Here is a 22,161-nt window from a genome sequence, read left to right on the forward strand (position 1 = left end):
GCCCGGTTCCCCAAGATCGCGCCCCGGGCCCCGCGCCGCCGACGGGGCCGGGCCCGGCCCGGCACCGCCGCCGTCACGTGTGGCGCGCCCCGCCGGGAGGCCGCCGGCGGATGACCATCGCCATCAGCGCCGCCACCGCGCACAGCGCGCCCGAGGCGTACCAGACCACGTCGTACGAGCCCGTGAGGTCGCGGACCAGGCCGCCCAGGAAGGCCACCACCGCCGCACCGATCTGGTGCGAGGCCAGTACCCAGCCGAACGCGATCGCGCCGTCGTCGCCGTAGTGCTCGCGGCACAGGGCGATCGTCGGGGGAACCGTCGCGACCCAGTCCAGACCGTAGAAGACGATGAAGAAGACCAGCGGCGGCCGCACCGACGGCGCCAGCAGGATCGGCAGGAACAGCAGCGACACCCCGCGCAGGGCGTAGTAGACGGCCAGCAGCCGCCGGGGCTCGAAGCGGTCGGTGAACCAGCCCGACGCGACCGTGCCGACCACGTCGAAGACGCCGATCACCGCCAGCAGCCCCGCGGCCGCCGTCACCGGCATGCCGTGGTCGTGCGCGGCCGGCACGAAGTGTGTCCGCACCAGTCCGTTGGTCGAGGCACCGCAGATCGCGAAGGTGCCCGCGAGCAGCCAGAAGGGGCCGCTCCGGGCCGCGTCGGCGAGGACCTTCAGCGCCCGCCGGGCCGCACCCGCGGCCGGGGCGGGCCGGGGCGCGTACGTGCCGCCGTACGGTGCGAGCCCGACGTCCGCGGGGTGGTCGCGCAGCAGCAGCCAGACGAAGGGGACGACGGCCAGCGCGGCCACGGCGACCGTCACCGTCGCCGGGCGCCAGCCGTGGCGGTCCACCAGCCAGGCCAGCAGCGGCAGGAAGACCAGCTGCCCCGAGGCCCCGGCGGCGGTCAGGATGCCGGTGACCAGGCCGCGCCGGGCGGTGAACCAGCGACCGGTCACCGTCGCGGCGAACGCCAGGGCCATCGAGCCGCTGCCCAGCCCCACCAGCACGCCCCAGCACAGCACCAGCTGCCAGGGCGCGGTCATCCACACCGTGGCCGCCGCACCGACCGCGATGACGGTCAGGGCCACCGCCACGACCCTGCGGATGCCGAAGCGGTCCATCAGCGCCGCAGCGAAGGGCGCGGTGATGCCGTAGAGGGCCAGGTTCACCGAGACGGCCGCGCCGATGGTGCCTCGCGACCAGTCGAACTCCTCATGCAGCGGCTCGATGAGCAGTCCGGGCAGGGAGGCGAATCCGGCGGCGCCGATGATCGTCACGAAGGTGACGGAGGCGACGTACCAGGCTCGGTGCACACGGCCGGTCCGCCGCGGGGCGGGGGCGGGGAGGGTGCCGGGGGTGGGGGCTGTCTGGGTCACGCCGACAGCCTCCGGCCGACGGGGCGGCCTACGACAGTGGCCCGACTGTCATGCTTCGATACGATCGGGCCATGGAAGCTCCGCCGCACCGCGTGGTCGTCCTGGCCCTGCCGGGGCTGCTGCCCTTCGAGCTTGGCATCCCCCACCGCATCTTCGGCCGGGCCAGGGACAGGGCCGGACAGCCGCTCTATGAGATCCGCACCTGTGGGCTCGCTCCCGGCCCGGTGCCCACGGACGCCGACTTCGCCGTCCACGTCGCGCGAGGCCCCGAGCTGCTCGCCACCGCCGACACAGTGGTCGTGCCCGCCTCGTACGAGCTGGGCCCGGTTCACGAGGAGGGCAGACTGACCGGCGAGCTCGCCGCGGCCCTCGCGCACATCAGGCCCGGCACCCGGCTCGTCTCGATCTGCACGGGCGGCTACGTGCTGGCCGCCGCCGGCTTCCTCGACGGCAGGCGGGCCACCACCCACTGGGCCTCCGCCGAGCACTTCCAGCGGCTCTTCCCCGCCGTGAGGGTGGACCCCGACGTGCTCTACACCGACGACGGGGACGTGCTGACCTCGGCGGGCGTCGCCGCAGGCATCGACCTGTGCCTGCACATCGTGCGCCGTGACCACGGAGCGGCCGTCGCGAACGAGGCCGCCCGGCGGACCGTCGTACCGCCCCACCGTGAGGGCGGGCAGGCCCAGTTCGTCGACCGCCCGGTGCCGGAGCCGCAGCTCGCGACCACCACGGCGGCCCGGGCCTGGGTGCTGGACCGGCTGCACGAGCCGCTCCGGCTCACCGACATGGCCCGGCAGGAGGCCATGTCGGTACGGACCTTCACGCGCCGCTTCCGCGAGGAGGCGGGCGTCAGCCCCGGCCAGTGGATCACCGGTCGGCGGGTGGAGCGGGCACGGCGGCTGCTGGAGCGGACGGAGCTGTCGATGGAGCAGGTCGCGCGGGAGAGCGGCTTCGGGACGGCGCAGTCCCTGCGCAAGCACGTGCAGGCGGCCTTGGGCGTGACCCCGACGGCCTACCGGCGCACCTTCCGAGCCACCGGAGAAGGCGGGGACGGGGGAGGAGGCGGGTGAAGGCTGGGGGCCCGGCGGCGCAACGCCTCGCGCCCCGGCCGGGGCGCCCCTGTCCGCCGTCCCCCGCCCGCCCTTCCCACGACCGGGACCCCCACCGTCAACGCCCCCGGCGGGATCGCCCCGGTCCCGGTCCCCTGCGCCCCCGCACCGGTCACCTGCGCGGCCCCGGAACCGCCCGCGTCGCCGAAGTCACCCCGCACGTGCCGGCGTACACCCCGCCCGACGGCCCGCCCGTGGCGGAAGGGGCCCGGACGACCGTGCACGCGCGGTCCGCCGGGACCGCGCGTGCAGGGCCTCCCGCCCGGGCCGCGCACCCGCGGCTCACGGCTGTGCTCGCCGTCACCGCCCCGGCCTGGTCGGCGCTGGGGGTCGCATCGGGGAGAATGGCCCGTATGAGCGATCGTTCCCCCGAGTCCACCGTCCCGCACCGTGCGGGTTTCGCCTGCTTCGTCGGCCGTCCCAACGCCGGGAAGTCGACCCTCACCAACGCACTCGTGGGCACGAAGGTCGCGATCACCTCCAACCGGCCGCAGACCACCCGGCACACCGTCCGCGGCATCGTGCACCGCCCCGACGCGCAGCTCGTCCTCGTCGACACGCCCGGTCTGCACAAGCCGCGCACCCTCCTCGGCGAGCGCCTCAACGACGTCGTGCGCACCACCTGGGCCGAGGTCGATGTCATCGGCTTCTGCCTGCCGGCCGACCAGAAGCTCGGCCCCGGCGACAAGTTCATCGCCAAGGAGCTCGCGGGGATCAAGAAGACCCCCAAGATCGCCATCATCACCAAGACCGACCTCGTCGAGTCGAAGGTGGTGGGCGAGCAGCTCATCGCCGTCCACCGGCTCGCCGAGGAGCTGGGCTTCGAGTGGGCCGAGATCGTCCCCGTTTCGGCGGTCGGCGACAGCCAGGTGCAGCTGTTGGCGGACCTGATCGCGCCGCTGCTGCCGGAGTCCCCGCCGCTGTACCCGGAGGGCGACCTCACCGACGAACCCGAGATGGTCATGGTCGCGGAGCTGATCCGCGAGGCGGCGCTGGAGGGCGTGCGGGACGAGCTCCCGCACTCCATTGCCGTGGTCGTCGAGGAGATGATCCCGCGCGAGAACCGCCCGGCGGACCGCCCGCTCCTTGACATCCACGCCAACGTCTACATCGAGCGGCCGAGCCAGAAGGGCATCATCATCGGCCCGAAGGGCTCCCGCCTGAAGGAGGTCGGGATGAAGTCGCGCAAGCACATCGAGGCGCTGCTCGGGACCCCCGTCTTCCTCGACCTGCACGTGAAGGTCGCCAAGGACTGGCAGCGGGACCCCAAGCAGCTGCGCAAGCTCGGCTTCTGACCGGCGGCCCGCCCACGCCCCGGGCACCCTGCCTTCAGACGACGCGCCGGATTCTGAGGGCGTTGTCGGGGCGGGTCCCGGGACGACCCTCGGGGTCGGTCATGGGCTGGACGTGCTCCGCCGCGGTCAGGACCTCCCAGCCGCCCTCCGGCAGCTCCAGCTGTGCGAGGACTTCCTCCGGGGTGGGGAAGTGGATGTCCGCGAGGGCCTCCGGGTTCCACGACGGCCCTCCCGCGTGGCCCACCACGAGGAGGGTCCCGCCGGGGGCGACGGCGGCGGCGGCCCTGCGCAGGATCCGTTCACGCGGGAAGTCGCCGTGGCTGTGCAGGAAGCACGCCGAGACGAGGTCGAACTCCCCCTCGGGGAAGGACCGCGCGAAGTCGTGCTGCTGCCATTCGACGCGTTCGCCGACCCCGGCCTCGGCGGCGTGCTCCGCGGCCCGACCGAGGGCCACCGTCGAGATGTCGGTGGCGGTGACGCGCCACCCGCGGCGGGCCAGCCAGACCGTGTCGGCACCCTCTCCGCAGCCGAGGTCGAGCGCCCGGCCGGGAACGAGGTCCTCGGCCTCGCGGACCAGGAGGGCGTTCGGCTTGCCGCTCCAGATGCGCGTGCTCTCGCTGTAGCGCCCGTCCCAGAACTCCGCGCTGCCGGCGACGGGGGCGTTCTCGTGCGCGCTCTCGTGGTCGATTCCGTGGTCGTTCTCGTGCGTGTGGCCGTGCTGCGGCATGGGATCCTCTTCCGCTCGGGGTCCGGTACCCCGATGCTGCGCCCACCCCACCCCCTCCGGCAAACATTCTTGCCGAACCAGCAAACGGGTGCCGGGTGCGGTCAGAAGTCCGCCGGCGCGCCCCAGTCGGGTCCGAGCAGGCGCGAGGGGTCCGTCAGGCCCATCTCCCGCCACTCCCGGAAGGTCAGCGGGGGCGCGCCGCGGGGGTGGTCGAATGACAGCGGCACGATCAGGTCACAGGTGGCGCGGCCGTCCCACCACACCGTGTCGGCCAGCGGCCCCGTGAGCGCGAGCAGCGTGGAGAAGCCGCAGCCGTTCTCCTGGAGGACGACGGCGCCGGCCGTCTTGCGCTCCTCGAACTCGTAGTGGGCCTCGTCCTCGTCCCAGGCCCGCAGGGCGGCCTGGTGGGCCGCGTCGTCCGGGAAGTCCGCCCTCTGCGGCATCCGGGCCCACAGCTCGTCGTCCTCGGCCGCGTAGGAGTCGGGATGCGGGAAGGGCACGGGAAGCAGGTCCCGCCGCGTGTCGCCGTTCCCCTCCCACCACCACCCGGCGGGGCCCCGGGCCAGGCGGTGCACGCGGCCGCCCGAGCTCACCTCGGTCAGGTACGCGCGGTAGGCGGGCGGGAAGCGGATCCCCAGTTCGGCCTCCGCCTCGGCCACCTCGGCCTCGGTCAGCGGCGGGTGGTCCGGCGCGGGCCCCGGCGTGGGCCACCCTCCGGCCGTCGGGGCGGGCGCCGGTGCTCCGAGTGCCGCCCTCAGCCGGCCGAGCAGGCGCATCATGGCGACGGCTCCGCGATCAGGGCCGTGCCCACCCGCTGGAAGCCGACGCGGCGGTAGATCCGGGCCACGTCCTCGTCACCGGCCGAGAGGAAGACCGTACGGGCACCCCGCGCGCGGGCCTGTGCGACGAGCGCCGCCGTGACGCCGAGGGCCAGGCCCTGGCGGCGGGCGGACGGCAGGGTGCCGACGCCCACGACCTCGGCGACGTCCCCGACCGGGTTGAACATGCCCGAGCACAGCACCACGCCGTCGCGCACGGCCGCGGCCATCCCCGAGGTGCCCGCCGCGAGCCTCGCCGAGACGCTCGCCCGGCGGGTCTCCACCGGCGGGTCCGCCAGCGCGGCCGCCAGTTCCGCCGGACCTGCCTCGCCCACCGCGGTCCCCGGGGCCGAGAAGGCCAGCGCCGGCACCATCAGCGCGGCCGCCAACAGCGGGTCCCCGGCGTCGAGCAGCCGCACCTCCGGGTGCGGGGGCGGCTCCTCGCCGGCCTCCAGCACCATCAGCGGGTGGGCGTGGACGCGGAGCCCCGCCTCCTCCGCAGCGGCGCGCAGTGCGGGGCTGGTCTCGGCGACCCACTCGAAGGCCTCGGGCACGCCGAGCTCACGCTGGCGATCGAGCACCCGCTCCACGTCCGCGGCGGTCGCTCCGTTGCTGCCGAGCGCGGGCCGCGCATAGTACGGCCAGCCCTCGCCCTCCTGGACGAACAGGGTCAGCGGCCCGAAGTCCTCGGCCCGGGCGCCACCCACCCGGGGTACGGCGTCGTAGTACCGTTCCAGCTCGGCCAGCGTGGAGTCGATCACGGGTTTGGTCATCCGGTCATCCAAGCAAAGAGGCCCGTCCTCAGGCACCTTCTTTCAGCACGCGGGAGATCAGTGCCCGCTGGGCCTCCGACAGGCGCGGCTCGGCGCAGGAGACCGTCCGCCCGTCCACCGTGATCCGGTACGAGAAGCCGTCCCGCACCCGCTCGGCGGGGTCGCCGGGCGGGCCGGGGTGCAGCGCGAGCTGGGCCAGGGCCTGCCACTCGGCCTCGTCCGGCATGCCGGTGGTGTCCACCTCGGCCCGTCGCTCGATGCCCGCGAAGCCGCCCGTCCGTACCACCAGAATCCGCATGGGAGTCGTCTACCCCTACCCCGCGAACGGGACGCCCACGAGCGACCACGCCTTCTGCAGCGCCTGGTGCTCCGCCCCTCCGTCTCCGTACCGAGTGGCGGCGGCCGCCGTCGAGAGGCGGGCGAAGTCCGCGAAGTCGGCCCTCGGGGTGAGGTCCCCGCCGGTCAGGGTGTCGTACCAGATCTGTCCCGCCCGCTCCCAGGCCTTGCCGCCGAGCTCGGTCGCCGCGATGTAGAAGGCGTGGTTGGGGATGCCGGAGTTGATGTGCACCCCGCCGTTGTCGCTGTGGGTGTTGACGTAGTCGTCCATGGTGGCCGGCTGGGGGTCCTTGCCGAGCTCGTCGTCGTCGTACGCGGTGCCGGGCGCCTTCATCGAGCGCAGCGCGACCCCCGTCACGCTGGGGCCGAGCAGTCCGGCTCCGATCAGCCAGTCGGCCTCGTCGGCCGCCTGCTCCAGCGAGTACTGCTTGATCAGGGAGCCGAAGACGTCCGACATGGACTCGTTCAGTGCGCCCGACTGGCCGCGGTAGCGCAGGTTCGCCGTGTACTGGGTGACGCCGTGGGTCAGCTCGTGCCCGATGACGTCCACCGACACGGTGAAGTCGAGGAAGAGGTCGCCGTCGCCGTCACCGAAGACCATCCGCTGCCCGTCCCAGAAGGCGTTGTTGTAGTCCTCGCCGTAGTGGACGGTGGCGTCCAGCGGGAGTCCGGAGTCGTCGATCGAGCGGCGCCCGAAGGCCTTCAGGAACAGTTCGTACGTCGCCCCGAGCCCCGCGTGGGCGCGGTTGACGGTGGCGTCCTTGCCCGGCGGGTCGCCCTCCTCGCGGACCTTCGTCCCGGGGAGCTGCGTACGGTGCCCGGCGTCGAAGATCGTCCGCTGCGGGCCGTCGCCCGCCGGCGCGGCGAGCGCGGCAGCGATCCCGCGCACGGCGGTGACCTGGCGCCGGGTGCGCAGCAGGGAGTCGCGTTCGAGGGTGCGCTGGGCCAGGTCGGCGCGCCGGGTGTCCCCGGACAGGGCGGCCCTGTCGAGGAGGTACGGCGGCACGACCGTGCAGAAGACGGGGTGGCGGTGAGCGTGGGAGGCGTCCATGCCCGGCAATGTGGCACCGAGTCACGTCGGTGTCACTAGCTGCAACCATGATTCATTCGGTTGTGTCACCCCGCCCCGCCGCAGAAACGTGCCTGGTGTCATCGCACGGCGGGGTCGGGGGGCTTTCGGGCGATCACCCCGACTCGGTCGGAGGGGAAGAGGCTTGGCTCACATTTGGTGCAAATCGGACGCGCGGGTCTTGCATACTGAAACAGGTCCTCGCGTCACGGCGCGGCTCGGCTAGGCTCGGCCCATCATGCGTTTCGGGCTGCTTCTCCTTAGCTGCCGCGGCGAGGGTCTGTAGTCGTAGGCCGGCCCCCTCCCCGCGGAGTTTGGTGTTGCGGTTTTCACTACCGCCGTCGGCCGTCCCAGCGAACTACCGCGGACACGCGAGGAGCCCCACACCATGAGCCAGCAGCCTTTTGTCGGCCGCCCCACGCCCATCACGAACGCGACCCACACCCAGAAGTCCTCCGGGATGCCGATCCACAAGTACGGCCGGTACGAACAGGTGGACATCCCGGACCGCACCTGGCCCGACGCCCGTGTCACCAAGGCCCCCCGCTGGCTGTCCACCGACCTGCGGGACGGCAACCAGTCGCTGATCGACCCCATGACCCCCGCCCGCAAGCGCGAGATGTTCGACCTGCTGGTGCGCATGGGCTACAAGGAGATCGAGGTCGGCTTCCCGTCCTCCGGCGAGACCGACTTCGCGTTCGTGCGCTCCATCATCGAAGAGGGTGCGATCCCGGACGACGTCACCATCTCCGTACTGACCCAGGCCCGTGAGGACCTGATCGAGCGGACCGTGGAGTCCCTGATCGGGGCCAGGCGCGCCACCGTGCACCTGTACAACGCGACCGCACCCACCTTCCGCCGGGTCGTCTTCCGCGGCTCCAAGGAGCAGATCAAGCAGATCGCGGTCGACGGCACCCGCCTGGTCATGGAGTACGCCGAGAAGCTGCTGGGCCCGGAGACCATCTTCGGCTACCAGTACAGCCCGGAGATCTTCACCGACACCGAGCTGGACTTCGCCCTGGAGGTCTGTGAGGCCGTCTGCGACGTCTGGCAGCCCTCCGAGGGCCGCGAGATCATCCTGAACCTGCCCGCCACCGTGGAGCGTTCGACGCCGTCCACCCACGCGGACCGCTTCGAGTGGATGGCCCGCCACCTCACCCGCCGCGAGCACATCTGCATCTCGGTGCACCCGCACAACGACCGCGGCACCGCCGTCGCGGCCGCCGAGCTGGCCCTGATGGCCGGCGCCGACCGCATCGAGGGCTGCCTGTTCGGGCAGGGCGAGCGCACCGGCAACGTCGACCTGATCACGCTGGGCATGAACCTGTTCTCCCAGGGCATCGACCCGCAGATCGACTTTTCGCAGATCGACGAGATCCGCCGCACCAGCGAGTACTGCAACCAGATGCCGGTCCACCCGCGCCACCCCTACGCGGGCGACCTGGTCTACACCGCCTTCTCCGGCTCCCACCAGGACGCCATCAAGAAGGGCTTCGACGCCATGGAGGCCGACGCGGCCGCCCAGGGCCCGGGCGTCACCGTCGACGATCTCGAGTGGGCGGTTCCGTACCTGCCCATCGACCCCAAGGACGTCGGCCGCTCCTACGAGGCGGTCATCCGGGTCAACTCGCAGTCCGGCAAGGGCGGCATCGCGTACGTCCTGAAGAACGACCACAAGCTGGACCTGCCGCGCCGCATGCAGATCGAGTTCTCGAAGATCATCCAGACCAAGACCGACGCCGAGGGCGGCGAGGTCACGCCGAAGGCGATCTGGGACGTGTTCTGCGACGAGTACCTGCCGAACTCCGAGAACCCGTGGGGCCGCATCCAGCTGCGCTCCGGCTCGACGGCCACCGACAAGGACGGCACGGACACGCTGACCGTCGAGGCGGTCGTGGACGGCGTCGAGACGGTCCTGAACGGCACGGGCAACGGCCCGATCTCGGCCTTCTTCGACGCGCTGGCCGGCATCGGGGTCGACGCCCGCCTGCTGGACTACACCGAGCACACCATGAGCGAGGGCGCGTCGGCCGTGGCCGCCTCCTACATCGAGTGCGCGATCGACGGCCGTGTCCTGTGGGGCATCGGCATCGACGCCAACACCACCCGCGCCTCCCTGAAGGCGGTCATCTCCGCCGTCAACCGCGCGGGCCGCTGACCACGCGCAGGTGAACCCCGCTCCGCCTTCCGGCGGGGCGGGGTTCCGCCGTTCCACGGCTCCGTTCCGCGGCCACCCGGGCGGGCGGCCGCCGTCCCGACCGCAGACGCCACCGCCCACCACGCCGACCCCGTCGCTCCCGGCGGCCGGATCCGTACGCCGTGCGGCCACCGCGGGGCCGTCGATACCGGCCGCCCCCGCCGGGCTCCGCGGCGGGCGGGTGGGGCGGCGGTGCCCCGGCCGGTCCCGCTCGCCGGCCGGTCACCAGAGGCGACGCCCCGTCCACGCGGCAGACCCCGGGCGGAACCGGGGGCGCAGACCGGCCAAGTCCCGCGCGCGGCACATGTTGTCTTGTCGCACGACTGACGCATCCTCACCGATGTGGCTAACATCACGCCAACCCGGCGATGCTGCCGGACGACCACGGAGGTGCGACGTGCTGCCAGTTCGGGGTGGGGACGGCCGGAAGCTAACGGTCTGGGGCATCCGTACCACCTGGAGCACCGTGGGTGACGGGGAGTTCTTCTGCCCGGACTGCGGTGGGGACCGCAACTACCGCAAGCGCACCGGCCGCCGCCGGTTCACCGTCCTCGGGGTGCCACTGCTGCCGCGCGGGCAGGCGGGGCCCGTCGTCGAGTGCCACTGCTGCCGCGAGCGCTTCGGCACCGAGGTCCTCGACCACCTCACCACCACCCGGTTCACGGCCCTCCTGCGGGACGCCGTGCACACCGTGGCGCTGGCGGTGCTCACGGCGGGAGGGACGGCCTCGCGGAGCGCGCTGGAGGCCGCCGTGTGCGCCGTACGGGCCGCCGGCTTCCAGGACTGCACCGAGGAACAGCTGGAGTCCCTCGTGGAGGCGCTGTCCTCGGACGAGGGTCGACTCGGGCTGTACGACATCCCGGAGTGCTGCGGGGCCGCGCTGTCGATAGAGCTCCACGAGGCACTGGAGCCGCTCGCCCCGCACCTGGCCGGTCCGGGCCGCGAGTCGATCCTGCTCCAGGGCGCCCGGATCGCCCTCGCCGACGGCCCGTACATCCCGGCCGAGCGCGAGGTGCTCGCCACCGTCGGATCGGCACTGCGGATCGGCGCCGACGAGGTGGCGCGGCTGCTGTCGGCGGTGCGCGCGCCCTGAGCGGAGCCTCCACCGCCGCGGAGCCGTCCGGAACGCCCGGGGCCGACGTAACGATCCGGCCTCACGAGGGGCGAAATCTCGCCTGGTGAACACGTTGTGAACAGCGGAGCCAACAGCTCCGGGCCCGTTCGGGCCGCCCGTGAGGGTGGCGGAACGGGCCCTTCTTTTTTGCTTACGCGAAGACTTGTGAAGCATGTCGTGGCAGCTCAATGCCCGTGTGCTTCGCGGTCGCGTAAGGGAGAAGGCGTCGCCCGGGAGGCTTGGCTCATACCCCTGCGGCCACTCCTCCACCACTGGAGAAATCTACAGATCTGGAGGCGATGAGGGTCAACAGTTTGTAGAAGTCGACGATATCTGTGAGGCCACCCACAGGCGTTCAATTCCGGTCACACGCCGAGAAGCCGCCGCCCCGCACAGCGGGACTTCGACCCACGTGAACGTACTGAAAACCCTGGCGAACCAACGGGTTAACGACCCACTTCGCCCAGGGATAACCAGATCTCCTCTCACTTACCTACCTTGAAGGGCAAGGCTGAGATGGCACGTGTCGCCGCCCGGCTTTCCACCGAAGGAAAGCAGAGCACGCACCCGGTCGACGAGGTGCTCCCCGTCCCCAAGCTCGCGCTGTACGGCTTCCAGCATGTACTCGCCTTCTACGCCGGCGCGGTGATCGTCCCGATCATCGTGGGCAGCGCGCTCAAGCTGAGCCCTGAACAGCTGGTCTACCTGATCAACGCGGACCTCTTCACCTGTGGCATCGCGTCGATCATCCAGGCCTGGGGCATCGGCCGGATCGGCGCGCGGCTGCCGCTGATCCAGGGCGTTACCTTCACCGCCGTGTCCCCGATGATCGCCATCGGCCTCGGTGCGGGCGGTGGAACGGCCGCCCTGCTGGTCATCTACGGCGCGGTCATCACCGCCGGTATCGCGACCTTCGCCTTCGCCTGGCTGCCCGCCAAGGCGTTCCGCATGGTCATGCGGCTCTTCCCGCCCGTCGTCACCGGTACGGTGATCACCGTTCTGGGCATCGTCCTGATCCCGGTCGGCCTCAACGACGCGGCCGGCGGTCTCGGCAGCCCGGACTTCGGCGAGCCGAAGAACTTCGCCTACGCCGGCGGCACGATGCTCTTCATCCTGATCCTGATGAAGCTCGGCAGGCCGTTCCTCTCCAGCATCGCGATCCTGCTCGGCCTGGTGGCCGGCACCGGCGTCGCCTTCCTCCTGGGCGACGCGAAGTTCGGCGACGTGGGCACGTCCGACTGGATCGGTGTCACCACCCCCTTCCACTTCGGTGTCCCGAAGTTCGAGTGGTTCCCGATCGTCCTGATGCTCATCGTCATGCTGATCACCATGGTCGAGACGACCGGCGACACCTACGCCGTCGGCGACATCGTCGGCAAGGAGGTCGACAGCGAGACCGTGGCCCGCGCCCTGCGCGCCGACGGCGCCGCCACCGCCCTCGGTGGTGTCCTCAACTCCTTCCCGTACGTCGCCTTCGCCGAGAACGTCGGCCTGGTGCGGATGACCAAGGTGAAGAGTCGGTTCGTGGTCGTCGCCGCCGGTGTCTTCATGATCATCCTGGGTCTGCTGCCCAAGGCCGCCGCGATCGTGGCCTCCGTCCCGCACGGCGTCCTCGGCGGCGCCGCGACCGTCATGTTCGCCATGGTCGCCTTGGCCGGCATTCAGACGCTGGCCAAGGTGGACCTCAAGGAGGAGAAGAACGCGCTGATCGTGGGCGTCTCCCTCGCCTTCGCCCTGCTCCCCGCGACCGTGCCGGTCTTCTTCACCCAGCACATGGACGCGGACCTCTCCTCGCTGCTCAACAGCGGTGTCACGCTCGGCGCCACGGCCGCGATCGTGCTCAACCTCGTCTTCAACGGCCTGGCGAAGGACAACGCCCACGACGTCCCGGCCGCCGGGGCCGTGGCCCTCGCCGAGGCCGCGGCCGACACGGCGCCCGGCACCGGCGCCGCGGCCGACGAGGTTGCCGCCAAGGTCCCCGCCGATGTCCCCGCCGACGTTCCCGCGGCGGTGCCGGCCCAGGCCGCCGCCCCGGCGGCCCCGGCAGCCGCAGCCGCCGCGGCCGAGAAGGCGGACGACGCCGACCCCTCGCCGTCCCCGTCCGCTCCCTGACCCTCCCAAGGGGTGCCGACCCCTCGCCCGGACCCCGGTCCGGGCGAGGGGTCGGCGCTGTGCCGGGCCCCGCCGCCCGGTCCCCGTACGGGACAATGGGCGCATGAGTCTGTTCCGCGACGACGGCATCGTGCTGCGCACCCAGAAGCTGGGTGAGGCGGACCGCATCATCACGCTGCTGACCCGGGGGCACGGAAGGGTGCGGGCCGTGGCCCGCGGGGTGCGCCGCACGAAGTCCAAGTTCGGCGCCCGGCTGGAACCTTTCTCCCATGCCGACGTGCAGTTCTTCGCCCGGGGCAGTGAACTGGTCGGCCGCAGCCTCCCGCTCTGCACCCAGACCGAGATCATCGCCCCGTACGGCAACGGCATCGTCACCGACTACGCCCGCTACACCGCCGGCACCGCCATGCTGGAGACCGCCGAGCGGTTCACCGAGAACGAGGGCGAGCCCTCGGTGCAGCAGTACCTGCTGCTGGTGGGGGCCCTGCGCACGCTCTCGCGCGGCGAACACGAACCGAACCTCGTCCTGGACGCCTTCCTGCTGCGCTCGCTCGCCGTCAACGGCTACGCGCCCAGTTTCGAGGACTGCGCGAAGTGCGGGATCCACGGCCCCAACCGGCACTTCTCCGTCGCGGCCGGCGGGGTCGTCTGTGGGGACTGCCGGGTGCCAGGAAGCGTCGTACCCTCGTCGGAGGCCATCGCCCTGCTCAGCGCCCTGCTGACGGGCGACTGGGGGCATGCCGACGCGTGTGAGGCGCGTCACGTGCGGGAGGGTAGTGGGCTGGTCTCCGCCTATTTGCACTGGCATCTGGAGCGCGGGCTACGCTCCCTGCGATACGTCGAGAAATAGGAGCTGGGCACATGGCACGACGCGGGATTCTGGGACGCTCTCGCCGGGAGTACAAGATTCCCGAGCCGCACCCCTCCGGTGCGGTCCCGCCGAAGATCCCCGGCGAGCTGATCCCGAACCACGTCGCGGTCGTCATGGACGGCAATGGCCGCTGGGCCAAGGAGCGCGGCCTGCCCCGCACCGAGGGGCACAAGGTCGGTGAGGGCGTCGTGCTCGACGTGCTCAAGGGCTGCCTGGAGATGGGCGTCAAGAACCTCTCCCTGTACGCCTTCTCGACGGAGAACTGGAAGCGCTCGCCCGACGAGGTCCGCTTCCTGATGAACTTCAACCGCGACGTCATCCGCCGTCGCCGCGACGAGATGAACGAGCTGGGCATCCGCATCCGCTGGGTGGGCCGTATGCCGAAGATGTGGAAGTCGGTCGTCCAGGAGCTCCAGGTCGCGCAGGAGCAGACCGTCGACAACGACGCCATGACCCTGTACTTCTGCGTGAACTACGGCGGCCGCGCGGAGATCGCCGACGCCGCGCAGGCCATCGCGCGTGACGTGGCGGCCGGCAAACTGGACCCGGCGAAGGTCAACGAGAAGACCTTCGCCAAGTACATCTACTACCCGGACATGCCGGACGTGGACCTGTTCCTGCGCCCGAGTGGCGAACAGCGCACGTCCAACTACCTGATCTGGCAGAGCGCTTACGCCGAGATGGTGTTCCAGGACGTGCTGTGGCCGGACTTCGACCGGCGCAACCTCTGGGCGGCGTGCCTGGAGTACGCCCAGCGCGACCGCCGCTTCGGCGGCGCCGTGCCCAACCAGCCCGACGGCCCGGGCACGGCTTCCTGACACCCTGCGCCCCGGATCCCCGCTCGCGGACACCACGGGCGGGGATCCGCCGTATCGGGATCGAGGAACGGCTTCGGCGCGGCGGCGGGGTCCGCCGGGTCGGCGGCACCAGCTGTCGGCCGCGGGTCCGGGCCGGCAGCGTCCTGGCCGCTGGCGCCGGAGCTCAGGCCTTGGCGCAGTCGGCGCAGGTGCCGAAGATCTCCACCGTGTGGGCGACGTTCACGTAGCCGTGTTCGGCGGCGATGGACTCCGCCCACTTCTCCACCGCCGGGCCCTCCACCTCGACGGCCTTGCCGCACTTGCGGCAGACGAGGTGGTGATGGTGATCACCGGTGGAGCAGCGGCGGTAGACGGACTCGCCGTCGCTGGTGCGCAGGACGTCGACCTCGCCTGCGTCCGCCAGGGACTGCAGAGTGCGGTAGACGGTGGTCAGGCCCACGGAGTCGCCACGGTGCTTGAGCATGTCGTGGAGTTCCTGGGCGCTGCGGAACTCGTCCACCTCGTCCAGCGCCGCCGCCACTGCGGCCCGCTGGCGGGTGGATCGTCCTCGTACTGGCGCGGTATTCGTCTCGCCAGGCGCAGTCGCCACCGGTTCCTCCTCGTGTAGGCCTGCGGCCATTGTGCCAGCCCGCTAGACCTTCACATCGTCGCGCGTGCAGACCTCTTCGGCCGCCAGTGCGGCTCTGGCCCGCCGGCGGGCGAGCGGAGCGGAGAGGGCGGTCAGCACCATGAAGACGCCGATCGCGAGCAGCACGATCGTCGCGCCCGAGGGCACGTTGATGTAGTAGGTGGCTGCGGTGCCGGTCAGGGAGACGGTCACGCTGATGGCCATGGCCAGTCCCAGCGTGGTGGCGAAGCTGCGCGTCAGCCGCTGGGCGGCGGCGACCGGGATCACGAGCATCGCGCTGACCAGCAGCAGGCCGACGATGCGCATGGCGACGGTGACGGTGACCGCGGCGGTGACCGCGATCAGCAGGTTCAGGGCGCGCACGGGCAGCCCGGTGACCCGGGCGAACTCCTCGTCCTGACAGACGGCGAAGAGTTGCCTGCGCAGGCCGATGGCGACGGCGAGGACGAAGGCGGCGAGGAGCGCCATCGCGGTCACGTCCTCGGCGGCGACCGTGGTGATCGAGCCGAACATGGAGCCCAGGAGGCTGGCCGTCTGGCCGCCGCCGAGATTGATGATCATGACGCCGCCGGCGAGGCCGCCGTAGAAGAGCATGGCGAGGGCGACGTCCCCGCTGGTCCTGCCGCGGGCGCGGATCAGCTCCATGCCGACGGCGCCGACGACGGCGACGAGGGTGGCCATCCAGACCGGGCTGGTCTGGAGCACGAAGCCGAGGGCGACACCGGTCATGGCGACGTGGCCGAGGCCGTCGCCCATGAGCGCCTGGCGGCGCTGGACGAGGTACGTGCCGATGGCGGGGGCCGTGATGCCGACCAGGGCGGCCGCGATCAGCGCTCGCTGCATGAAGGCGTAGTCGAGGATGTCCATCAGCTCAGCAGTCCCGTCCGCAGGGGCTCGGCGTCGTGCGCCGCGTGAGGGTGTACGTGGTCGTGGCCGGGCAGGGCGTGCTGGCCCACGGCCTCCGGCGGCGGGCCGTCGTGGACGACGCAGCCGTCGCGCAGGACGACGGCGCGGTCGATCAGGGGCTCCAGCGGGCCCAGCTCGTGCAGGACCAGCAGGACGGTGGACCCCGCCGCGACCTGGGCACGCAGCGCGTTCGCCAGGACCTCCTGGTTGGCGAGGTCCACGCCGGCCATCGGCTCGTCCATGATCAACAGTTCGGGTTCGACGGCGAGTGCCCGGGCTATGAGGACGCGCTGGTGCTGGCCGCCGGAGAGGGCGTCCACCGAGACGTCGGCGTGCGCGTCCATGCCGACCAGGGCCAGGGCGTGCTCGATGGCGGCCCGGTCGGCCTTGCGCAGGAGGCCGAAGCGGGTGCGGGCGAGCCGGCCGGAGGAGACGACCTCGCGCACGGTGGCCGGGACGCCGCCGGCGGCGGTGGTGCGCTGCGGGACGTACCCGATGCGCGACCAGTCGCGGAAGCGCTTGAAGTCCGTGCCGAAGAGGCTGAGGGAGCCGTCGGTGAGCGGGACCTGGCCGACCACGGCGCGGACCGCGGTGGACTTGCCGGAGCCGTTGGCGCCGAGCAGGGCGACGACCTCGCCGCGGTGGACGGCGAGGTCGATTCCGCGCAGCACGGGGCGCGAGCCGAGCGAGGCCTTGGCCCCGCGCAGGGATATGACGGGCCGATCGTCGGCCGGCCGGAGCGGGGACTGCATGGCTCGTGCCTCCGTTGCTGCTGTCATCACTTGGCTCCGAGTGCCTTCTGGAGGTTCTTCAGGTTGGACCGCATGACCTCGAAGTAGTCGGCGCCCTGGGACTTCTCGGTGATGCCCTCGATCGGGTCGAGGACGTCGGTCTTCAGGCCGGTGTCCGTCGCGAGGGTCTTCGCCGTCTTGTCGCTGGCCAGCGTCTCGAAGAACACGGTGGTGACATTGTCCTTCTTCGCGACGGCCTGAAGATCCTTCATCCGGGCCGGGCTGGGCTCGGACTCGGGGTCGACGCCGGCGATGCCCTCCTGGTCGAGGCCGTAGCGCTCGGCGAGGTAGCCGAAGGCGGAGTGGGTGGTGATGAAGGTGCGGGAGGCCGTGTTCTTCAGGCCGTCCCGGAACTCGGTGTCCAGCGCGCCGAGCTTGCCGACCAGTTCGTCGGTGTTCTTCCGGTAGTCCGCCGCGTGGCCGGGGTCGGCCTTCTCCAGGGCTGCGCCAACGCCCTTGGCGATCTCCGCGTACTTGACCGGGTCGAGCCAGACGTGCGGGTCGGTGCCGCTGCCGCCGTGGTCGTGGCCCTCGTGCTCGCCTGCGTGGTCCTCGGCGTGCTCGTCGCCCTCCTGGTGGGCGTGGCCCTCCTCGCCGTGGCCCGGCTCGGTGCCGTGGGTCTCCAGCGTGGTGAGGGTGGCGGCGTCGACGACGTTCTTCACGCCGGACTGGGCGACGGCCTTGTCGACGGCGGGCTGCAGGTTCTTGAGGTAGAGGACCACGTCGGCCTCGCCGAGCTGCGCGGTCTGCCGGGGGGTGATCTCCAGGTCGTGCGGCTCGACGCCGGGCTTGGTCAGGCCGTCGACCTTCACGTGGTCCTTGCCGATCTGCTCGGCGAGGAACTGGAGCGGGTAGAACGACGCCGTCACGCCGAGCCTGCCGTCCTCGCCGCCGGCGGCCCCCGCTCCGGAACAGGCGGTCAGGGCCGTGGCGCCGAGGGCGACGGCGCCGGCGAGGGCGGCGGTGGGTATGAGGCGTCGTACGTTCATGACATCCATTTTCATCAAAGATGGAAACGATTGTCAAAAACCCAGGTGGGATGGGGCGGGTGGCCAGGCAGGGAAGGGGAACCGATTTGAAAGGGGGGGTGCGGGCGCCGGTAACCTAAGGGCTTCGCCGTTCGTCCTCGTAATGAAGAGAGCACCGTGGCCGCCGACAAGATCGACACCATCGTCAGCCTGAGCAAGCGCCGTGGCTTCGTTTTCCCGTGCAGTGAGATCTACGGCGGCTCCAAGGCCGCCTGGGATTACGGTCCGCTGGGTGTCGAGCTCAAGGAGAACATCAAGCGCCAGTGGTGGAAGGCGATGGTCACCGGGCGTGAGGACGTCGTCGGTCTCGACTCGTCCGTGATCCTGGCCCCCGAGGTCTGGGTGGCCTCCGGCCACGTCGCGACCTTCTCGGACCCGCTGACCGAGTGCACCTCCTGCCACAAGCGCCACCGCGCCGACCACCTGGAAGAGGCGTACGAGGCCAAGCACGGCCGCCTCCCCGCCAACGGCCTGGCCGACGTCAACTGCCCCAACTGCGGTGTGAAGGGCCAGTTCACCGAGCCCAAGCAGTTCTCCGGCATGCTGGAGACCCACCTCGGCCCGACCCAGGACACCGGCTCCAAGGCGTACCTGCGCCCCGAGACCGCCCAGGGCATCTTCACGCAGTTCGCCCAGGTCCAGGTCACCTCGCGCAAGAAGCCGCCGTTCGGCATCGCGCAGATGGGCAAGTCCTTCCGCAACGAGATCACCCCGGGCAACTTCATCTTCCGCACCCGCGAGTTCGAGCAGATGGAGATGGAGTTCTTCGTCAAGCCCGGCGAGGACGAGCAGTGGCAGGAGTACTGGATGCAGGAGCGGTGGAACTGGTACCGCGACCTCGGCATCCGCGAGGAGAACATCCGCTGGTACGAGCACCCGAAGGAGAAGCTGTCCCACTACTCGAAGCGCACCGCCGACATCGAGTACCGCTTCAACTTCGGCGGCAGCGAGTTCTCCGAGCTGGAGGGCGTCGCCAACCGCACCGACTACGACCTCAAGGCGCACTCCGCGGCCTCCGGCCAGGACCTCCGCTTCTTCGACCAGGAGGCCGGTGAGCACTACACCCCGTACGTGATCGAGCCGGCGGCCGGTGTCAACCGCGCCATGCTCGCCTTCATGCTCGACGCCTACAACGAGGACGAGGCCCCCAACGCCAAGGGCGTCATGGAAAAGCGCACCGTGATGCGCCTCGACCCGCGCCTGGCCCCGATCAAGGTCGCCGTCCTGCCGCTGTCCCGCAACGCGCAGCTGTCGCCGAAGGCCAAGGGCCTCGCCGCCGACCTGCGCAAGTTCTGGAACATCGAGTTCGACGACGCGGGTGCCATCGGCCGCCGCTACCGCCGCCAGGACGAGATCGGCACGCCGTTCTGCGTCACCGTCGACTTCGACACCCTGGACGACAACGCGGTGACCGTGCGCGAGCGCGACACCATGAAGCAGGAGCGCGTCTCCCTGGACCAGATCCAGGCCTACCTGGGCAGCCGTCTGCTCGGCTGCTGACGAGCGCCGTACGACGACCGGTGGCCCGGTGCGCACAGCGCGCACCGGGCCACCGGTCGTTGTCGTGCCGGCCGCGGTCAGGCCGAGGCGGTCCCGGTGCCGGCCGACGCCCCGGCAGCGGCCTGGGCCGCGGCGGCGGCCCGCCTCTCGCCCTCGGCCCGTGAACGCTTGCCGTACAGCGCGGTCCACACGGCCAGACAGCCCAGAACCGTGTAGATCATGATCGGGCTGACCACGACCATCGTGTCGGTGTCCAGGAGATAGGCCAGGGCGATCCGCACCCCTGCCTCGAACAGGTAGGCCACGCCCCAGACGGTGGTCATCACGATCATCGTCCGACGGAAGCCCTCGTACTGCCACAGGTCATTCCACCAGGCCGTGCTCGCGGGAGTGCCGTCGGTGGCGAACGTGCGCCCGAAGTAGAACATCAGGGGCCGGGGCGCGAGCAGGGTGGCCAGGCAGAGCAGGCCGAACAGCCCGGTCACCCCGGAGTCCTTGATCAGCAGAGCGCGGGCCGAGTGCGCGCCGGTCAGCGAGACCACCGCCGTGATCACCAGGAAGACCAGGGTGACGACGGCGAACTCGTCGAGCTTGCGGCGCCAGGCCAGGCTGATCGCACTGTCGACCACGGGCCACGCGCCGCTGAGCAGGAGCGCTGCGAACTCGCTCCAGCCGTGGTCGCGCAGCTGGTTGTAGGTGATGATCGGCGCGACCACGTTGAGCCCAATGGTCAGGATCCAGCCAAGGGCGGCCGCGCCGCCCTTGCGTGCCGGAGGCTCGGGCCGCTCCGTTTGAACTTCTTGCGTGGACATGGTTCCCCCGTGAAGTGCCTGATGGGTCGGTAGGGGAACCGTATGAATCTTGACTGCACTCAAACAAGCGCGCCGTGTCCAAAATGATCACAAAGCCGAGCGAGGCGGCCTGATCGGGATGATCCCGGCCCGCCTCAGGCGCGCAGGCCCCGGATCACCAGCGCGGTGACCGCCTCGAACTCCGCGACGATGGTGGGGGAGAACCACTCGGCCGCGTACTGCGGGTCGTGGAAACGGCCGGTCGCGTCGAAGACCGCACGGGCCGCGGCCGGTACGTCGGGGGCCGCGAGCGAACCGTCGGCGACGCCCTGGGCGATGATCCGGGTCAACTGGCCGATCAGCTGGGTCAGATGGTCTTCCACCGTCCCGCTGTTCTCGGCGAGGAGGACCGTGTACGTGGCGAACAGCTCGGGATCGCCGCCCGCCTTGTGCCGCTTGGCCTCGAACAGCGCCTCCAGCCACGCCTCCAGCTTCGAGGGTGCGCTCCCGGCCGGAGCCGCGGTGATCTCTTCCAGCATGACGACGCTCTTGGCGAGCCAGCGGTCGGTGACCGCCTCGCGCAGCGCGGCCTTCGAGGGGAAGTGCCGGTAGACGCTGCCGTGGCTGACGCCCAGGGCCCGCGCCACGTCCACCACGGTCGCCTTGGCCGGGCCGAAACGGCGCAGCACCTCCTCGGTGGTCTCGAGGATGCGCTCGGGGGTGAGGGGCTCGGCGGCAGCGGGTGGCATGGGTACGACCGTACCGCCAGCTCAGTGCTCGCTGTCGAGGTGGGCCATCTGCGCCGCCGGATACCTCTCGCCCGCCACCGCGCCCACGGGCACCGCCTCCTCGATGGCGGCCAGGTCGGCAGGGCTGAGGGTGACGTCCATGGCACCCAGTGCCTCGCCGAGGCGGTCCCGGCGCCGGGCCCCGACCAGCGGCACTATGTCCGCACCGCGCGAGAGCACCCAGGCGATGGCGGTCTGGGCGACGCTCACGCCCTTGTCCTCGGCGACCTTGCGCAAGGCGTCGACAAGGTCCAGGTTCCGGTGGAGGTTCTCGCCCTGGAAGCGGGGACTCATCCCGCGGAAGTCGCCGGGGGCCAGGGCGCGGTCGCGGGTGAAGTGGCCGCTGATCAGGCCGCGCGACAGCACGCCGTATGCCGTGATGCCGATGCCGAGCTCGCGCGCGGCCGGGAGGATCTCCGCCTCGATCCCGCGGGAGACCAGGGAGTACTCGATCTGGAGGTCGGAGATCGGGGCCACGGCCGCGGCTCGCCGCAGGGTGTCGGCGCCGACCTCCGAGAGACCGATGTGGCGCACGTGCCCGGCCTGGACGGCTTCGGCGATGGCTCCGACGGTCTCCTCGATGGGGACGTCCGGGTCCACGCGGGCGATCCGGTAGACGTCGATGTGGTCCCGGCCGAGCCGCTGGAGCGAGTAGGCGAGGAAGTTCCTGACGGCCTCGGGGCGGCCGTCGTAACCGGTGAAGCCGCCTTCGACCGTGCGCAGCGCGCCGAACTTGACGCTGGTGAGCGCCCGGTCGCGGGCCGCGGTCGGAGCTGTCCGCAGGGCTTCGTGGATCAGCAGTTCATTGTGGCCCATGCCGTAGAAGTCGCCGGTGTCGAGCAGCGTGTCGGTGCCTTCGGGGGCGGCTTCCAGGTACGCGTGGATGGTCGCGATGGACTCGGCGCGGTCGGCCTCTCCGTAGAGGGCGGACATCCCCATGCAGCCCAGCCCGAGAGGGAAGACGGACGGGCCGGTGGTGCCCAGGCGCCGGGAAGCGGGGGCGGTGGTCGTGTCGGTGCTCTCGTTCTTCGTCATGGAACGAGAATGGCATGACGGGTGACAGATTTCAATATCTGTCACCCGTTGGGGTCGGGTGGGCGTGCAGGACCGCC

At 71.3% G+C, this 22,161-nt stretch carries 21 protein-coding genes; 8 read left to right on the forward strand and 13 right to left on the reverse strand.

Annotation, left to right across the window (positions count from 1 at the left end):
- Positions 1 to 73: 73 nt before the first annotated feature.
- Entirely contained in the window at positions 74 to 1,375 is a 1,302-nt protein-coding gene (locus tag ACFW2G_RS15710) for an MFS transporter (protein ID WP_037923839.1), read from the reverse strand.
- Between the two features lie 71 nt (positions 1,376 to 1,446).
- On the opposite strand from ACFW2G_RS15710, the gene ACFW2G_RS15715 reads away from it, so the two are divergent.
- Entirely contained in the window at positions 1,447 to 2,448 is a 1,002-nt protein-coding gene (locus ACFW2G_RS15715) for a GlxA family transcriptional regulator (RefSeq protein ID WP_384584023.1), read from the forward strand.
- A 383-nt stretch (positions 2,449 to 2,831) separates the two neighbouring features.
- A complete protein-coding gene (gene era, locus ACFW2G_RS15720; RefSeq protein ID WP_037924391.1) occupies positions 2,832 to 3,782 on the forward strand; it encodes a GTPase Era in 951 nt (316 codons plus the stop codon).
- Between the two features lie 34 nt (positions 3,783 to 3,816).
- On the opposite strand, the gene ACFW2G_RS15725 is transcribed toward era, so the two are convergent.
- The 5 genes from ACFW2G_RS15725 to ACFW2G_RS15745 form a co-directional block, all read right to left on the reverse strand.
- Positions 3,817 to 4,509, reverse strand: a complete 693-nt coding sequence (locus ACFW2G_RS15725; protein ID WP_384584026.1) for a class I SAM-dependent methyltransferase — start codon at positions 4,507 to 4,509, stop codon at positions 3,817 to 3,819.
- Positions 4,510 to 4,610: 101 nt separating this feature from the next.
- On the reverse strand, positions 4,611 to 5,288 hold the full coding sequence (locus tag ACFW2G_RS15730; RefSeq protein WP_384451087.1) for an SMI1/KNR4 family protein: 678 nt from the start codon (positions 5,286 to 5,288) through the stop codon (positions 4,611 to 4,613).
- Positions 5,285 to 6,100, reverse strand: coding sequence for a GNAT family N-acetyltransferase (locus ACFW2G_RS15735; protein WP_384584029.1), 816 nt, complete (start codon positions 6,098 to 6,100; stop codon positions 5,285 to 5,287). Before ACFW2G_RS15735 ends, ACFW2G_RS15730 begins: the two co-directional genes overlap by 4 nt.
- Positions 6,101 to 6,128: 28 nt before the next feature.
- Positions 6,129 to 6,398, reverse strand: a complete 270-nt coding sequence (locus ACFW2G_RS15740) for a protealysin inhibitor emfourin (protein WP_037923846.1) — start codon at positions 6,396 to 6,398, stop codon at positions 6,129 to 6,131.
- A 15-nt stretch (positions 6,399 to 6,413) separates the two neighbouring features.
- Positions 6,414 to 7,487, reverse strand: coding sequence for a M4 family metallopeptidase (locus tag ACFW2G_RS15745; RefSeq protein WP_384451093.1), 1,074 nt, complete (start codon positions 7,485 to 7,487; stop codon positions 6,414 to 6,416).
- 406 nt (positions 7,488 to 7,893) lie between these two features.
- Between ACFW2G_RS15745 and leuA the strand changes: the two genes are divergently transcribed.
- The 5 genes from leuA to ACFW2G_RS15770 all read left to right on the forward strand — a co-directional run bounded on the left by leuA (position 7,894) and on the right by ACFW2G_RS15770 (position 14,617).
- Positions 7,894 to 9,663 (forward strand): 2-isopropylmalate synthase, encoded by a 1,770-nt coding sequence (gene leuA / locus ACFW2G_RS15750; protein ID WP_037923850.1) that lies wholly within the window; start codon positions 7,894 to 7,896, stop codon positions 9,661 to 9,663.
- A 436-nt stretch (positions 9,664 to 10,099) separates the two neighbouring features.
- Entirely contained in the window at positions 10,100 to 10,795 is a 696-nt protein-coding gene (locus ACFW2G_RS15755) for a TerB family tellurite resistance protein (protein ID WP_384584032.1), read from the forward strand.
- Positions 10,796 to 11,332: 537 nt separating this feature from the next.
- Positions 11,333 to 12,928, forward strand: a complete 1,596-nt coding sequence (locus ACFW2G_RS15760; protein WP_384584034.1) for a nucleobase:cation symporter-2 family protein — start codon at positions 11,333 to 11,335, stop codon at positions 12,926 to 12,928.
- Between the two features lie 103 nt (positions 12,929 to 13,031).
- Positions 13,032 to 13,778 (forward strand): DNA repair protein RecO, encoded by a 747-nt coding sequence (gene recO / locus ACFW2G_RS15765; protein WP_037923857.1) that lies wholly within the window; start codon positions 13,032 to 13,034, stop codon positions 13,776 to 13,778.
- Between the two features lie 11 nt (positions 13,779 to 13,789).
- Positions 13,790 to 14,617: an isoprenyl transferase gene (locus ACFW2G_RS15770; RefSeq protein WP_384582265.1), complete on the forward strand. Its 828-nt coding sequence runs from the start codon at positions 13,790 to 13,792 to the stop codon at positions 14,615 to 14,617.
- Between the two features lie 163 nt (positions 14,618 to 14,780).
- On the opposite strand, the gene ACFW2G_RS15775 is transcribed toward ACFW2G_RS15770, so the two are convergent.
- The 4 genes from ACFW2G_RS15775 to ACFW2G_RS15790 are packed head-to-tail and all read right to left on the reverse strand — an operon-like array spanning position 14,781 to position 17,931.
- Positions 14,781 to 15,206, reverse strand: coding sequence for a Fur family transcriptional regulator (locus ACFW2G_RS15775; protein ID WP_037923863.1), 426 nt, complete (start codon positions 15,204 to 15,206; stop codon positions 14,781 to 14,783).
- A gap of 42 nt (positions 15,207 to 15,248) precedes the next feature.
- Positions 15,249 to 16,112: a metal ABC transporter permease gene (locus ACFW2G_RS15780; protein WP_037923866.1), complete on the reverse strand. Its 864-nt coding sequence runs from the start codon at positions 16,110 to 16,112 to the stop codon at positions 15,249 to 15,251.
- Positions 16,112 to 16,930: a metal ABC transporter ATP-binding protein gene (locus ACFW2G_RS15785; RefSeq protein WP_370466537.1), complete on the reverse strand. Its 819-nt coding sequence runs from the start codon at positions 16,928 to 16,930 to the stop codon at positions 16,112 to 16,114. Before ACFW2G_RS15785 ends, ACFW2G_RS15780 begins: the two co-directional genes overlap by 1 nt.
- Positions 16,930 to 17,931, reverse strand: coding sequence for a metal ABC transporter substrate-binding protein (locus ACFW2G_RS15790; protein ID WP_037923871.1), 1,002 nt, complete (start codon positions 17,929 to 17,931; stop codon positions 16,930 to 16,932). The genes ACFW2G_RS15785 and ACFW2G_RS15790 overlap by 1 nt, the downstream gene beginning before the upstream one ends.
- A gap of 156 nt (positions 17,932 to 18,087) precedes the next feature.
- Here ACFW2G_RS15790 and ACFW2G_RS15795 point away from each other — a divergent pair, with 156 nt between their 5' ends.
- Complete coding sequence (locus ACFW2G_RS15795; protein WP_384451108.1) at positions 18,088 to 19,470, forward strand: glycine--tRNA ligase; 1,383 nt, start codon at positions 18,088 to 18,090, stop codon at positions 19,468 to 19,470.
- A 77-nt stretch (positions 19,471 to 19,547) separates the two neighbouring features.
- On the opposite strand, the gene ACFW2G_RS15800 is transcribed toward ACFW2G_RS15795, so the two are convergent.
- The 3 genes from ACFW2G_RS15800 to ACFW2G_RS15810 all read right to left on the reverse strand — a co-directional run bounded on the left by ACFW2G_RS15800 (position 19,548) and on the right by ACFW2G_RS15810 (position 22,084).
- The gene (locus tag ACFW2G_RS15800; RefSeq protein ID WP_384582267.1) at positions 19,548 to 20,282 is read right to left on the reverse strand and encodes a VC0807 family protein; all 735 of its coding nucleotides are present in this window, start codon (positions 20,280 to 20,282) and stop codon (positions 19,548 to 19,550) included.
- 134 nt (positions 20,283 to 20,416) lie between these two features.
- A complete protein-coding gene (locus ACFW2G_RS15805) occupies positions 20,417 to 21,010 on the reverse strand; it encodes a TetR family transcriptional regulator (protein WP_384582269.1) in 594 nt (197 codons plus the stop codon).
- Positions 21,011 to 21,031: 21 nt separating this feature from the next.
- Positions 21,032 to 22,084, reverse strand: coding sequence for an aldo/keto reductase (locus tag ACFW2G_RS15810; protein ID WP_052030877.1), 1,053 nt, complete (start codon positions 22,082 to 22,084; stop codon positions 21,032 to 21,034).
- Positions 22,085 to 22,161 lie beyond the last annotated feature (77 nt).

Source organism: Streptomyces sp. NPDC058880 (assembly GCF_042742535.1).
In the GTDB taxonomy this organism is placed as follows: Bacteria; Actinomycetota; Actinomycetes; order Streptomycetales; family Streptomycetaceae; genus Streptomyces.

What these genes read in the sequence shown, in the direction of transcription:
- ACFW2G_RS15760 (WP_384584034.1), top strand. Translation starts at nt 11,333, where the DNA reads ATGGCACGTGTCGCCGCCCGGCTTTCCACCGAAGGAAAGCAGAGCACG.
- ACFW2G_RS15790 (WP_037923871.1), bottom strand. Translation starts at nt 17,931, where the DNA reads ATGAACGTACGACGCCTCATACCCACCGCCGCCCTCGCCGGCGCCGTC.
- ACFW2G_RS15785 (WP_370466537.1), bottom strand. Translation starts at nt 16,930, where the DNA reads ATGACAGCAGCAACGGAGGCACGAGCCATGCAGTCCCCGCTCCGGCCG.
- ACFW2G_RS15805 (WP_384582269.1), bottom strand. Translation starts at nt 21,010, where the DNA reads ATGCCACCCGCTGCCGCCGAGCCCCTCACCCCCGAGCGCATCCTCGAG.
- ACFW2G_RS15780 (WP_037923866.1), bottom strand. Translation starts at nt 16,112, where the DNA reads ATGGACATCCTCGACTACGCCTTCATGCAGCGAGCGCTGATCGCGGCC.
- ACFW2G_RS15810 (WP_052030877.1), bottom strand. Translation starts at nt 22,084, where the DNA reads ATGACGAAGAACGAGAGCACCGACACGACCACCGCCCCCGCTTCCCGG.
- ACFW2G_RS15735 (WP_384584029.1), bottom strand. Translation starts at nt 6,100, where the DNA reads ATGACCAAACCCGTGATCGACTCCACGCTGGCCGAGCTGGAACGGTAC.
- ACFW2G_RS15770 (WP_384582265.1), top strand. Translation starts at nt 13,790, where the DNA reads ATGGCACGACGCGGGATTCTGGGACGCTCTCGCCGGGAGTACAAGATT.
- ACFW2G_RS15730 (WP_384451087.1), bottom strand. Translation starts at nt 5,288, where the DNA reads ATGATGCGCCTGCTCGGCCGGCTGAGGGCGGCACTCGGAGCACCGGCG.
- ACFW2G_RS15725 (WP_384584026.1), bottom strand. Translation starts at nt 4,509, where the DNA reads ATGCCGCAGCACGGCCACACGCACGAGAACGACCACGGAATCGACCAC.
- leuA (WP_037923850.1), top strand. Translation starts at nt 7,894, where the DNA reads ATGAGCCAGCAGCCTTTTGTCGGCCGCCCCACGCCCATCACGAACGCG.
- era (WP_037924391.1), top strand. Translation starts at nt 2,832, where the DNA reads ATGGCCCGTATGAGCGATCGTTCCCCCGAGTCCACCGTCCCGCACCGT.
- recO (WP_037923857.1), top strand. Translation starts at nt 13,032, where the DNA reads ATGAGTCTGTTCCGCGACGACGGCATCGTGCTGCGCACCCAGAAGCTG.
- ACFW2G_RS15800 (WP_384582267.1), bottom strand. Translation starts at nt 20,282, where the DNA reads ATGTCCACGCAAGAAGTTCAAACGGAGCGGCCCGAGCCTCCGGCACGC.
- ACFW2G_RS15715 (WP_384584023.1), top strand. Translation starts at nt 1,447, where the DNA reads ATGGAAGCTCCGCCGCACCGCGTGGTCGTCCTGGCCCTGCCGGGGCTG.
- ACFW2G_RS15740 (WP_037923846.1), bottom strand. Translation starts at nt 6,398, where the DNA reads ATGCGGATTCTGGTGGTACGGACGGGCGGCTTCGCGGGCATCGAGCGA.
- ACFW2G_RS15745 (WP_384451093.1), bottom strand. Translation starts at nt 7,487, where the DNA reads ATGGACGCCTCCCACGCTCACCGCCACCCCGTCTTCTGCACGGTCGTG.